The organism is Terriglobales bacterium (assembly GCA_035624475.1).
GTDB lineage: Bacteria > Acidobacteriota > Terriglobia > Terriglobales > Acidobacteriaceae > DASPRL01.
On the sequence record DASPRL010000076.1, the window covers coordinates 1 to 12,351 of the forward strand.

At 66.3% G+C, this 12,351-nt stretch carries 11 protein-coding genes; 2 read left to right on the top strand and 9 right to left on the bottom strand.

The window, feature by feature from the left end; translation table 11 throughout:
* Positions 1-616 (bottom strand): FkbM family methyltransferase (locus tag VEG08_03305; GenBank protein HXZ27008.1); only part of this gene is annotated, 616 nt, incomplete at its 3' end.
* 92 nt (positions 617-708) lie between these two features.
* On the opposite strand from VEG08_03305, the gene VEG08_03310 reads away from it, so the two are divergent.
* Positions 709-1,806 carry a glycosyltransferase gene (locus tag VEG08_03310; GenBank protein ID HXZ27009.1) on the top strand — a complete coding sequence of 366 codons (1,098 nt, stop codon included), beginning with the start codon at positions 709-711 and terminating at the stop codon, positions 1,804-1,806.
* Here VEG08_03310 and VEG08_03315 read toward each other — a convergent pair.
* The 4 genes from VEG08_03315 to VEG08_03330 form a co-directional block, all read right to left on the bottom strand.
* The gene (locus tag VEG08_03315) at positions 1,803-2,762 is read right to left on the bottom strand and encodes an NAD-dependent epimerase/dehydratase family protein (GenBank protein HXZ27010.1); all 960 of its coding nucleotides are present in this window, start codon (positions 2,760-2,762) and stop codon (positions 1,803-1,805) included. The genes VEG08_03310 and VEG08_03315 overlap by 4 nt on opposite strands.
* The gene (locus VEG08_03320; protein ID HXZ27011.1) at positions 2,755-3,993 is read right to left on the bottom strand and encodes a glycosyltransferase family 4 protein; all 1,239 of its coding nucleotides are present in this window, start codon (positions 3,991-3,993) and stop codon (positions 2,755-2,757) included. Before VEG08_03320 ends, VEG08_03315 begins: the two co-directional genes overlap by 8 nt.
* Before the next feature lie 67 nt (positions 3,994-4,060).
* Positions 4,061-5,302 (bottom strand): hypothetical protein, encoded by a 1,242-nt coding sequence (locus tag VEG08_03325; protein ID HXZ27012.1) that lies wholly within the window; start codon positions 5,300-5,302, stop codon positions 4,061-4,063.
* A 29-nt stretch (positions 5,303-5,331) separates the two neighbouring features.
* Entirely contained in the window at positions 5,332-7,464 is a 2,133-nt protein-coding gene (locus tag VEG08_03330; protein ID HXZ27013.1) for a glycosyltransferase, read from the bottom strand.
* A gap of 193 nt (positions 7,465-7,657) precedes the next feature.
* Here VEG08_03330 and VEG08_03335 point away from each other — a divergent pair, with 193 nt between their 5' ends.
* Positions 7,658-8,785 (top strand): glycosyltransferase, encoded by a 1,128-nt coding sequence (locus VEG08_03335; protein HXZ27014.1) that lies wholly within the window; start codon positions 7,658-7,660, stop codon positions 8,783-8,785.
* A 146-nt stretch (positions 8,786-8,931) separates the two neighbouring features.
* On the opposite strand, the gene VEG08_03340 is transcribed toward VEG08_03335, so the two are convergent.
* From VEG08_03340 to VEG08_03355, 4 genes are all read right to left on the bottom strand, one after another.
* The gene (locus tag VEG08_03340) at positions 8,932-9,741 is read right to left on the bottom strand and encodes a sugar transferase (GenBank protein HXZ27015.1); all 810 of its coding nucleotides are present in this window, start codon (positions 9,739-9,741) and stop codon (positions 8,932-8,934) included.
* 183 nt (positions 9,742-9,924) lie between these two features.
* A complete protein-coding gene (locus tag VEG08_03345) occupies positions 9,925-11,148 on the bottom strand; it encodes a glycosyltransferase (GenBank protein HXZ27016.1) in 1,224 nt (407 codons plus the stop codon).
* 77 nt (positions 11,149-11,225) lie between these two features.
* On the bottom strand, positions 11,226-11,810 hold the full coding sequence (gene rfbC / locus VEG08_03350; GenBank protein ID HXZ27017.1) for a dTDP-4-dehydrorhamnose 3,5-epimerase: 585 nt from the start codon (positions 11,808-11,810) through the stop codon (positions 11,226-11,228).
* Positions 11,810-12,351 (bottom strand): sugar nucleotide-binding protein (locus tag VEG08_03355; protein HXZ27018.1); only part of this gene is annotated, 542 nt, incomplete at its 5' end. The genes VEG08_03355 and rfbC, both read right to left, overlap by 1 nt.

The window sequence follows — 12,351 nt, forward strand, 5'->3', positions numbered from 1 at the left end:
CCCCCAGCGCCCCGAAGATGGGATACTCGGCTCCCTCGCAATCGAACTTGGCAAACTCATAGCGCGGGCACGCGGCCCACACGTGGGCGGCGGCTTCGACCCTGACCTCTTCCTCCTCCACGGCCGAGAGCGGCGGTGGAAGGTTCTCCTGAAAGAGGGTGGAGGAAGCAGGGCGGTGCTTCTGCTTGTAGAGGGTCAGGCTTCCGGCAACGTCGCTGAGGCCGGCGTTGACCGCGCGGATCTGCCTCGTGCGGCCATTCCGCTCCACGTTCCTTTGGAGAAACGCGAAGCTCTCCCGGGCAGGCTCGTAGGCTACGATGCTCACGCGCAGGCCCTGGCAGGCTGCGAAGATCGAGAAGAACCCGAAATGGGCGCCCACATCGAGGACACGGTCGCCGTCCAGGATGGGAAAGTGCCTGGTGTAAACCCTCTCCCTCCAAATCTGGTCCGCGATGCCCCAGCTTTCGGTATGATTGGGTGCCCGGAAGGCCGCTCCCCGAACCCGAATCTCGGTTTCCGGGACAGAAGACGACATCTGGTAGTAGCTCAGGAACCAGCGCGGCCAGTTGAGATAGGTGCGCCGGACCTCCAGAGCCGTAGCGAGCTTGTGGGCCAAGGTCCCCATTGCTGCCTTCCTGCCATAAAGGGGGTAGGCAAGGTACTGCTCCCGCGCCGGCGCCAAGGGCCGGTCTGGCTGACAGTCTCAGGATGAAGCCCGCATCACCATCGTCGCTTCCGTCGCTTTCCATCGTGCTTGCCACCTACAATGGCGAGCGCTATCTGCGCCAGCAACTGGAGAGCCTGGCCGCGCAGACGGTGTTGCCCTGCGAGCTGATCGTGTCCGATGACGGCTCCAGCGACCGGACCATCGCCATTCTGTTCGCCTTTGCCGCCGCTGCCCCTTTCCCCGTCCGGGTTCTCCAGCACGCTGAGCGGATAGGATACGCGTGCAACTTCCTCCGTGCCATCCGCCGCTGTGAAGGGGACGCTGTCGCCTTCTGCGATCAGGACGATGTCTGGCGCTCCAGCAAGATCGAGCGCTGCTGCAGGGAGTTTCGGCGCGCCGACGTCGGCCTCGTGGTCCATGAGGCCGAGGAGGTGGATGCGGAACTTGCGCCCTGCCACGTTCGCCTGCCCGACCTGCGGCGCTCCGCGGTGTTACCCAAGGGAAGGGTCCATCCCCGCTGCGATTGGCCCATGGGCTGTGTGATGGTGGTCCGCCGCAGCATCCTGCAGGAGGTGACGCGGCTGTGGCCCGCGGAGCCTGCCCGCCGCCTGCTGCGCCCGGACACCCCGCATGTGGTGGCGCATGATTCCGCCACCTATTTCGTCGCCCGGTCGCTGGCAGCGGTGTCGTACATCGCCGAGCCGCTGATCTGCCACCGCCGGCACGCCAACAACGTCACCGGTCCCAGGGGCCACTTGACCGATTCCCTCCACGCGAGCGTCCGCACCGGCGCTCGCGCCTACCGGATGCTGGCGAAGCATGCAAGCGCAGCCTCGGAGCTCTACGCCGCTATGGCCGCCGAAGCCAGGAGCCCTGATCTGGAGCGGGATCTGCGGCGAGTCGCCTCCCGCTTTCAACGCCGTGCGGGCTCTCTCGAGGCCCGCGCCGCTCTCTACTCGACCCGTCCCCGGCAGGAGCGGATCCAGGTCGTGGCCAGGATGGCGCGTGCGGGCATGTACGATGGCGTCCGCCGCGGCGGGATCGGCCGCCGGGCGATGGCCAAGGACCTCCTCTGGGCCATGCTGGCGGGAGGAGAGGCGGCGCGCTGCGACCGCGGGCGCGACGGGGAAAGCCACTAGGCGGGGCCGGGCGCGAGCGGCGGGCGGGCGGCCGTGGCCGCGCCAATCATCCTCTCCAGCCCCATCTCCAGAGTCACTGCCGGGAACCAGCCCAGTTCCCGCCGCGCCCGGCCGATGTCCAGGACGTTCTCGGCGACGTCGCACTCCCGCCCGGGCAGGTGCTGCACGGTGAGCGGCTTGGAGATGCGGCTGCGCAGCATCTCCACCAACTCGAGCAAAGAGACTCCGCGGCCGCTGCCGATGTTGAACAGCCGCTCCTTCCCGGCATACGCTGCAGCCCGCACCAGCGCCGCCACGACGTCTTCCACATGGACGTAGTCCCGCAGCGTCCTGCCATCGCCCCAGATCTCGATGGGCTGGCCCTTCACGGCGTGGTCGGTGAAGTGCGCGATGGCGCCCAAGGGCCGGCTGCAGTCCTGCGACTCGCCGTACATATTCGCGACCCGCAGAACCATCGAGTCCAGACGGCGAGTCACCCGGAACAAATGGAGATACTTCTCCACTGCCAACTTGTGGATCCCGTAGGAGCAGATGGGATCAGTGGGATGGTTCTCCGGGATGGGAACCTGCTGCGCCGGACCGTACACGGTGCCACCCGAAGAGACGAACACCAGCCGCCGCACTCCCAGAATGGCGGCCGCTTCCAGCGTGCGCACCGTGGCCACCAGGTTGGACTCCAGGTCAAAGGCAGGATCGGCGTTGGAGTTGGAGGGCAGGGTAGTGCAGGCCAAGTGGAAGACAGAATCGGCCTGGCGCAGCGCGGAAGCCGCCTCCGGGGTTCCGAGGGCAGCAGGGATCCACTCTATCTGCGACGACCAGGGTTCACCGGGCCCCTTCGGGGCTCCGGACCTGGAGATCGAGCGCACGCGGCAACCCGCCGTCAACAAGCTCCGGCAGAGATGCCGGCCCAGGAAGCCGCTTCCCCCCAGGACGACGGTGAGCGCGGCCTCAGACACTGCGTCCCTCCTCGCGGGCAAGCTCCAAGCCGCGCCGCAGGCCGGCCTCGATCGCCCTGCTCGCTGCCATCCAATCGGTACTCTGCGCCAGGGCGAGACCGGCCGCCGCTTTGCGGGCGCGGAGATCGTCGTTTTCCAGCAACGTCAGGACGGCGCCCGCCAATGCGTCCGGGGTGGGAGGAGTCAGTTGTGCGGCCTCGGCCGTCAGCAGCCACTCCACGTTGGGACCGGAGTTCGAGACCACGGCGCATCCGCATGCCATCAGCTCCAGCGGCAGCAACGACAGGTTGGTGTGCGAGAGCACCAGCGCGACTTCGCAACTGCGATACAGGCCCGCCAGCTCGGTGGGCGGCAGAACGCCGGGCAGGGCGGCGGAGAAGGGCAGGCGCAGGGGTTGCCGGGGAAAGCCCACCAGCACGAACTCCGCCTCCGGCATCTTCTGCGCCACGAGCGACAGCGCCAGCACCCCCAATTCGAAGCCCCGCCGCTCCGAGGCCGGGCGCGCGTAAAAGAGCACACGCTTCTTGCCTTCGGGGAGCCGCCGGCGGCCCTGGGCAGAGTAGATCTCGCGGTCGAAGGAAAAGCCGAAGGACGAACACCTCATTCCGAACTCGCGCTCCAGCACCTGGGCGATCCACGGCCCTGCCGTGATGCCATGGAAGCCCCAGCCATAGGTCTGCCTCGCGAACTCGTGGAGGCTGCCGGGCGGAAAGAACAGATGCTCCAGGTCCTGCACAAAGTAAAACTTCCGCGCCGTGTTTTCCAGCGCGCGGGCTGCGTACGCCGTCACCCAGGAGGTCGCGACCAAGGCTTCACTGTCCGCCATTTCTCCCGTGAACGGTTGGACGGGAGCCTGGATCGGGAAGTACTTCCTGTTCACCACCTGGGCCAAGGCCGAGCCGCGGCCGGCCGCCCCGACCACGTACACGCGGTTCTTGTGACCCCACTGCTCGAGGTGGCGGATGCTGCGGAAGATATTGAACAGGCCTCCCGAGCCCCAGGAGACATCCGGAACCAGCCAGTTGATGGACAAGGCCCCTGGCCGAGGGGAGGCCTTCAGCCTCGCCGGCCGGTCCGGGGCCAGCACCCACCCGTAGTCGCCCAGCACGTCGTAGGGGAGCTTGAGTCGTCCGCGTCCCCAGCGGGCGGCGGCATCCCGGAGCCCGGCGCGAAGCCCGTACTTCGAGATCGATGCCCACACCTTTGCGAGAGGGGACTGGCGCGATCTCATGCGGCGATCCTCAAGAGTGGGTGGTGGGCGGCGCCTGTGAGCCAGGGCATCTTAGCACGCGCCTTCCTCACGGAATGGGCGCGACCCCCGCGGCTGAAGGTCGCCGCAGGCCGTTCAGATACACCACCAGAAAGGGAAGTAGGCACAAGGTCCGGGAATACGTGAGCACGGTGAAACCGGTTTCAAAGGCCAGGGTGACCAAGAACAGGAGGTACAGGTCAGTCTTCGCCACCAGGTTCCGCCGGAGGAAGAGAAAGAATCCGCCGTAGACGAGGAGCACAAGGATCACTGAGCCGCGCAGAAGGTATTCGAGGACGCCGCTGTCGCCTAGCATCAGCCCCTCTCGGTAGCTCACGCCCACCGGCTGCAAGGGATGTTCCTGGAGATACTGCAGATCGTAGTGCAGGGTGCCGCTGGGCATCAGCCTGCCCAGGAAGCCGGCGCCGGGATCCGCCACGATGTCTTGCGCGCTCAGGACCAGGTCGCGCCCGCTCTGGAAGAGCGGCCCGACCGGGACGACGATCGCCACGATGCAGGCCACTGCCATCACGCCTGCCGCCCATAGCCAGCGGTGCCGGGACGACGACCAGAAGTGATGCGCCATTTGGACCATGGCCAGCGAAGCCAGCACCACACCGGTCACCGAGAGCAGGGCCAGGGTCAACACCACGTAACACACCGCAAACACAAGAAAGAGCCTTCTCTGTTTGAGTCTGTACGTCTGGAACGCAGCGTAGAAAAACAGATAGAGGAAGAACCCCGCCAGGGAGTGCGTACCGAAAGTCAGGACGGGCATTCTCAGCAGGAGCATGTTCGCGACCAGGTCGGGATAGAAGACCGAGTAGTGAGTGACCAGCACCGCCTGCATCCACTCGCTCCCCGCCAGAATGGCCGAGCAGGCCGCGAGGTTCAGCACGTTCAGGAGAACGTACAGGCCCGATAGCCACCCGGGGAGCGCGATGTCCGGCAGCCGGAGCAGCAAGAGCAAAGAGAGCACGACGTAGCCGGGAAGGGCCCCGTAGGTATAGGTGGCCAGCCCCGAGATCGAAGTAAAGAAGAGAAGGAGAGGGACGATGGAACCGGCGACCATAGAGGCAACCGCGCCGGGGCGACGACGGGCGCTGACCGCCAACACCAGCAGAAGAGCGAAGCAAGCCACGTAGCCGATGGCGTAGAGGAGCGGAGAGAACTGTTCGGCGATGGAAGTCGGAGAATAAAGGCCGACCAGGAGCAGCAACGCCAAAGCCCCGGCCGCCAACCGGGGCGTCGTTCGTGGAGCTTCAGCCTGTCTGACGGCGAGCGTTGCCATGATTTCTGCGGTCTGGCAGAGCCGACATTCTAGCCCATCAGGAGCCGGCTGTAGCCCAGCAGCGTGGTCTCCAGGTCGAACTTGCCGGGCGCCAGCGGTGCGGCTGCCGCCTTTCCAAGAACGTCAGGCTTGCCTTCCCAGGCGCGAATGATGGCCTGGGACAGCGAGCTGGCGTCCTCGCGGGGAACAAGGAAGACACGGGAGTCGGCCTCGGCGATCTCCCGCACCCCGCTGGGGCAGTCGGTGGCGACCACGGGCACATCCAGGGCGAGCGCCTCCAGCAGCGCGTTGGGCAAGCCCTCGTAGCGGGAGGAGAGGACAAACAGGTCGGCGTGGAGAAAGTACCGCCAGGGATTCTGCTGGAAGCCGGGCAACGACACGGCTTCCTCTACCCCCAACCTCTTTGCCTGGGCGGCCAACTCCGCCCGCAGCGGACCCTCCCCGAGAATCGTGAGCCGGGCCTGAGGCAGGGCCCGGAGGACCGCGGGCATGGCTGCCAGCAGGAGGTCGAAGCCCTTCTCGCGGGAGAGCCGTCCGGCCGCCACCAGGTGCGGACCCGGGCCCGAGTACGGATTCTCTCCGATCTCGGCCAGGTCGCGCACGCGCTGCACGTCCACCGAATTGTAGATGCGCACCATCTTGTCCCGGGGCACGCCGAAGTGCTCCGCCATGTCGTCCACCATGGAGTCGGAGAGGCACACCACTGTGTCGGCCCGCTTGTAGAGGCGGCGGTAGAGCCAGGCCCACACCTGGGGATGGCGCGTCTCCTCGGGGAGCAGGGCGCTGGCCATGGCAGCCTGGCGGATCAGCACCCGGGTCCCGTGGGGCAGGAAAGGCTTGGCCAGCACCAGGGCGCAGTTCAGGTGCCCGAGCGTGGAGAGAACGGCGTGCGGCTTGATCTTCCGCACCAGCTTCACGATCGCGGGCAGAGCGTACCGGGTGCGGGGAACATCCAGGTCGTGGATCTGGACGTCGCCGGGGATGTCCACCAGGTAGGCGCCCTGGGGCTGCAGCACCGCGAGGTGAAGCTCGAAGCGGCCGCGGTCCAGGTGCCGCAGCAGGTTGGAGAACATGCGCTCGGCGCCTCCCCCACTCAGCGTGGGGACCAGGAGCAGGACCCGCCGGCGCTCTGCCATCGTCGTGGCCGGGAGAGGAAGCGCAGCCGGTGCGGAGGGCGGTTGGGCCACGGCGGCCCGGCGGTCGGCGCCGCGCACCCGGGCGCCCTCGGTGGCCTTGTTCTCGACCACGCTGCGCAGGAAAGACGCCAGCCGGGGCGCGCATACGACCACACTGTAGTGCTGCTCCACGAGGGCGCGGCCGGCCCGGCCCATCTCCTGACCTTGCTCGGGGTTCTGCAGCAGCCATTCCAGCGCGTCGGACCACTCCGAGGGATTCCTGGGTCCCAAGCCGACCTTCCCCAGCGCCAGGATCTCTTCATTCATGCCCACGGGCGAGACGACCACCGGGATCCCGCACGACATGTACAGCAGCATCTTGTAGCTGCACTTGCCGCGCGCCCACAGCGAGTTCTCCACCGGCATCAGTCCCACCGACATCTCCTGGATGGTCTCCACCTCGTTCTGCGGGGACCAGGGGATGTACTCGAACTGAGAAGTGCTCAGCCGCTTGAACTGGGGCGGCTTGTCGGAGACGATCCGCAGGACGACGTCCCGGTGCCGGGTGAGGACCGAGAATAGAGACTCTTCGATCTCATTGACATACTTCAGGCCGGACGACAGTCCGGACCAGCCGATGATCCGCCTGGGATTGCGGAGCTGATGCGCCGGAGAAGGCACGTAGCGGTCCGTGTCGACGGCGGTAGGCAGCAGGCAGATGTTGTCGTTCCAGCGGCTCGCATGTTCGGCGATGAAACTGTTCCCGCAGATGACGCCATCACACATCTTCAGGATGGTCGCGAACCCGGTCCGGCCTCCGCGGTTCAGCCACACCGCGTCGTCGACGTCAAACACCCGCGGCCGCTTGGTCAGGGGCTCCAGCGTGGTCAGCGTCGAGACCATCTCACGCTGCAGCAAGGTGAGATCGTAGCGATGGGACTTGAGCACAGGCGGGACCCGGTCCGCGACCGTGCCCAGCAACCAGAAAGGGCGGCGGAAGTTGCCTTCCGGCGGCCAGCTTCCCCAACGCGCGCAGAACTCCTTCATCTCGATTCCGTAGGCTCGGAGGAAGGGGATGTACTGCCGTACTCGGAATCGAGGGGCAGATGCGTTCTGCCCGGCTGTAAATGCAGCTACGCGCAGCTTGCCATTGTGCGCCAAGGTACTGGTGGCTGAGGTGGATCCGGCTTACTTCGGGCGCGTACCATGCGAATCTGCGCCATTATATACTACGGGCTGCTTGAAACATCGCATCCTGCATGTCATCACGACACTGCGGACGGGCGGCGCCGAGGTTTCGTTGTTGAAACTTCTCTCCGGCAGCTCACCGGAGTGGGAGCCGAGCGTCGTATCACTGGAAGATGAAGGAACCGTTGGGCAGCAGATCTCCCGCCTTGGCATCCCCGTCTACAGCCTGCGCTTGCGTTCGGAGTGGCCCAATCCTCTGCGTGCCTTCACCCTCATAAGGCTGGCGCGTCGCTTGCGTCCTGACGTGATCCAGGGCTGGATGCCGCACGGCAACCTGCTGGCCACCCTGGCGAGCTTCTCGCTGCGAAAGCGTGTCCCGGTCTTCTGGGGCATTCACATGTCGATCTACGACCTGGCCCTGGAGCGTCGGCTGACGGCGCTGATGATCCGAGTGGGAGCCCGCTTGTCCCGCTCTACCGCTGCCATCATCTACAACAGCCGAGTTGCGGCCCGGCAGCACGAGGCGCTGGGCTACTGTGCCGCCCGCCGCGTTCTCATTCCCAACGGCTTCGATTGCCAGGTGTTTCACCCGGACGAAGTGGCCCGCCGCCAGGTGCGCACCGAGATGGGAGTCAGCCAGGACACCATCTTGGTTGGGCTGATCGCTCGCTTTCATCCTGTGAAGGATCACGCCAACTTTTTGCGAGCAGCCGGCTCCGTGGCCGTCGCCGACCCCACGGTTTGCTTCCTGCTGGCCGGAAAGGGCGTGACTGGAGACGAACCGGAGCTGGCGCGGCTGGTGACCGAACATCGCTTGCAGGGCCGTGTGTTTCTGCTGGGCGAGCGGTCGGACATGCCCCGCCTTACTGCCGGGCTCGACGTCGCCTGTTCCTCCTCTTGGACGGAAGCCTTCTCCTCGACCGTCGGTGAAGCCATGGCCTGCGGCGTGCCTTGCGTGGCGACCGACGTGGGTGAGACCGCCTTCATCATCGACAACACAGGGTTGGTCGTGCCCCCCCGGGACTCCGAAGCCCTGGCACGGGCGATCCTGGAGCTGATCCGCGCCGGGGGCGCGCATCGGCAACAACTCGGCGCGGCAGCCCGACGGCGCATCGAGAGTGAGTTCTCTTTGGCGGCCATCATCCGTCGCCATGAAGAGCTTTACCGGGGGCGCTTGTGAGGTGAGATGGGATCCCAGGAACCGTCAAAGGCGGGTCGGCGGTCCTAGTAAGGTACCTGCCGGTTCCTGTTGAATTCCGAGCGCCCAGAAGGGTCGCTTCGCGCACGGCCCGCCGTTAAGGAGCGGCCGCGGCGTTCCGCAGCAGGCTAGTCCCCAGGCTCCGAGGCGGGTTCGAACTCCTCTTGCTGAACCGGTTCCCGCAGGGATGCGTACGGCTCCGCCTGGATTCCCAGCAAGCGCTCCCGGATCACCTGCTCCTCTCCAACACCCCGCTGCCGGAATACCCGCAGCACGGTCTTGAGCATGATGCGCAGGTCGCGGCCGAAGCTGCCGTTCTGCAGGGCCCGGGCTTCCATTTCCATCTTCAACGGCAGGATGCCGGTCAAGTAGAGATGTCCCACTTCCTCGGAACCTACGGCCGAGAGCAGTTGTTCTTCGTTGCGGAAGTTCAGGGTCACTTCGCTGGTGATCCCGGGCCGCACGGACAGCACGCAGGCGGCATCCTCCAGGAGCATAGCCTGCTCCCAGTGGCTGCTGGGCAGGGGGCGCGGGCCCACAAAACTCATCTGTCCGCGGATGACATTCAGCAATTGGGGCAGTTCATCCAGCTTCCACTTCCGCATGAAGTTTCCGCAAGGCGTGATCCTGGGATCACAGGGCCGGGTGAAGGCAGGTCCGGCGCGGTGCCCGCCGTCGATCATAGTGCGGAACTTCAGGATGTAGAATTCTCGGCCACCCTGGCCGGGACGGCGCTGGCGAAACAAGACCGGCCCGGGAGAAGTCAGCTTCACCACCAGCGCGACCAGCAGCATGAGTGGCAAGAGAAGGATGAGGAGCAAGGTGGCGGCGACGACGTCGAAGGCCCGCTTCCAGGTGGAGTGGTACCAAGTGCATGCAGGGAGAGGGCGTTGCAGCTCAGGCCCGGGCCGGTACGTCTGCTGTCCGTTAGACTTCATTGCTCTCTCAGCGGGCCGGAGTTGCGAAGTACACTACCTTGCCACAAACGGCAGGTGGTGCGCAACCAAGAGGCGGCTTGCGGGCGTTGGCGCGCCGTCTTCCGCTCCGCAGCCCACAGGCAATCTATCGGATGCGTTTTATGACTGCCACGTGACTTTGGGGATGGGTCTTTGGTGCGGTCCTCAGGCCTGGGGAGCGGTAGCTCCCGAGGGCCTAGCGGCGGCAGAGGGGACCCTGCGCTTGCGGCTCAGCAGGTCCTGGTAGAGAAGAGTCATGTCGTGAATCAGGCGGGAGGCCGAGAAACGCTCCAGGGCCAGGGTGCGTCCCACCATGCCCTTGCGGACAGCGCCCTCGGGGTCCTCGGCGATCCGCCGGATGCAGTAGAGCAGGGCGAAGGGGTCTCGGGAGGTCAGAAAACCGTTGGCTGCCTCCTGTCCCAGGCCGTCCGGCAGGTCGCAAAGGGGAGTCGCCGAGAGGTCCGGCACGCCGCCCACACAGGTGGCGACGAAGGGCAGGCCCGCCGCCATGGCTTCGATGAGCGTGGTCGGCGTTCCCTCGTTGCGGGAGGTCAGCAGGGCCAGGTCCGACGCCCTCCACACCGGCGCCATGTCCTGTTGCCATCCCGCCAGGCGGGCGTTGCCGCATCCTCGGATCAGAGACTCCAGTTCCCGCCGTTCCGTTCCGTCGCCCACCACGAGAAAGAAGATCTTCGTTCCGTTGCTGCCGTGTTCCGCTGCTCGGCGAATGACCTGCGCCAGCAATTGCACGTCCTTGACCGGGACCATCCTGCCGGCCCAGCCGACGACCAGGCCCTCCGCTGGCAGCCCGAACCGGCGGCGCGCCTGGGCGCGATCGCCCCGGGAGAACTGCGCCAACTCGAATCCGTTGGGCAACAGCGCGACCTTCTCCTGCGGCACCACGCGGTACTTGGCCCAGAGTTCCTGCCGCTGCGAGTCGGAGATGGCGATTACCTGCGTGGAGATCCGTCCCAGCAGGCGCTCGATGCCGAGGAAGATCCTGCTCTTGAAGCGACCAAAGTACCCGTAGAAGACGTTGCCGTGGTAGGTGTGCACGATGAAGGGGACACCGGCCAGCCAGGCTGCCAAACGGCCCAAGGCGCCGGCCTTGGCGGTATGCGTGTGCACGATGTCCGGACGCTCGCGGCGGAGCAGGCGGAAGATCTTCCAAAAAGCCACGCAGTCCGACCAGGGAGAGATCTTGCGCGACATCTGAGGCACGCGCACTACCCCGCCCTCCGAGGCCAGCAGGTAACTCATGTCCTCCTCGCCCTCGGCCAGGCTGCCCGCGATGAGGCGGGTCTGGAAGGGGCCGGCAAGCCGGGAGTGCAGCAGACACGCCTGGCGCGCCGCTCCTCCCACGTTCAGCCGGCCGATGATGCGGACCACCTTCGGCCGCACTCTTGGACCCGGTGGCGAGGAGGTCGGTGTGCCGTCGGGAATCTCCGGCCTGGAATCGGGCGATGTCATATCCTCGGCTGGTACGTGACTCGATCGGAGAAGGGCGAGGCGAGCCATTGCGCCAGCGTCGGCGCAGTGCGGTCCCGCTCCGACATGGCCGCGGCCTTCACTTCGATCGGCCAGCGAATGCCGATCTGCGGGTCGGCAAGGTAGATTACACTTTCGCCTTTCGGGTTGTAAATTCCTGTGCACTTGTACTGCACCTCGCAGGCGTCCGTCAGCGCACAGAAACCGCGTGCGAAGCCGGAGGGCGCCCAGACCTGCTTCCGGTTCGCTGCGGAGATCTCCAGCCCGTGCCACTGCCCCAGGGTGGGCGAGCCCTTACGGATATCCACCGCCACCACGAAGGCCGCACCGCGGGTCACGCGCATCAGTTTGCCCATGGGTGGGTCCCATTGAAAGTGCAGTCCTCGCAGTACTCCCCGTTTCGAGCACGAGTGATTGTCCTGGGGGAACTCGTCGGGCAGGCCCAGTTCGCGGAAGCGGTCGGCGCGGAAGGTCTCCATAAAGAAGCCGCGGGCATCCTCATACACCTGCGCGGCCACGACCACGATCTCGTTGAGGTGGACTGACTCGATCTCGAAGGGCATCAGCGAGCGGCCTCCTGCGCAGGCGCCCGCCCCGCGACCTGACGCATCACCTCCGCCAGGCCGTCCTCCCAGCGCGGTGGCTGAAAACCGAAGGTGCGCGCGATCTTCTCCTTGGACAGGACCGAGTAGCGGGGCCGGAGAGCAGCCGCCGCGTATTCCGCGCTGGTGATGGGGAGCACCTGCGCGACCTTGAGTGTCGCTCCCAAACCGGCGCTCGCAGCTTCCGAGAAGATGGCTAGCGCGAACTGGAGCCACGAAGCCTGGCCCGCGCAGCCCGCGTGATAGATCCCTGCCAGGTTCTGGGCGCGCTCATAAGCACCGCGCCCGTGGCAGGCGCGCAGAATGTCGAGCGTCGCCTCCGCCACCACCGCGGCAGGGGTAGGCGTGCCCACCTGGTCCGCGACCACCTTCAGCGTCTCCTGCTCGCCGCCGCGCCGCAGCAGGGTGAGCAGGAAGTTCCTGCCGCGCGCGGCGTAGACCCAGCCTGTCCGCAGGATGAACCAGGCACCGCCCACCGCCGCCACCCCCTCTTCCCCCAGCA

Coding starts and splice junctions, on each gene's coding strand:
- VEG08_03310 (HXZ27009.1), top strand. CDS start 709: ATGAAGCCCGCATCACCATCGTCGCTTCCGTCGCTTTCCATCGTGCTT.
- VEG08_03320 (HXZ27011.1), bottom strand. CDS start 3,993: ATGAGATCGCGCCAGTCCCCTCTCGCAAAGGTGTGGGCATCGATCTCG.
- VEG08_03325 (HXZ27012.1), bottom strand. CDS start 5,302: ATGGCAACGCTCGCCGTCAGACAGGCTGAAGCTCCACGAACGACGCCC.
- VEG08_03330 (HXZ27013.1), bottom strand. CDS start 7,464: ATGAAGGAGTTCTGCGCGCGTTGGGGAAGCTGGCCGCCGGAAGGCAAC.
- VEG08_03340 (HXZ27015.1), bottom strand. CDS start 9,741: ATGAAGTCTAACGGACAGCAGACGTACCGGCCCGGGCCTGAGCTGCAA.
- rfbC (HXZ27017.1), bottom strand. CDS start 11,810: ATGCCCTTCGAGATCGAGTCAGTCCACCTCAACGAGATCGTGGTCGTG.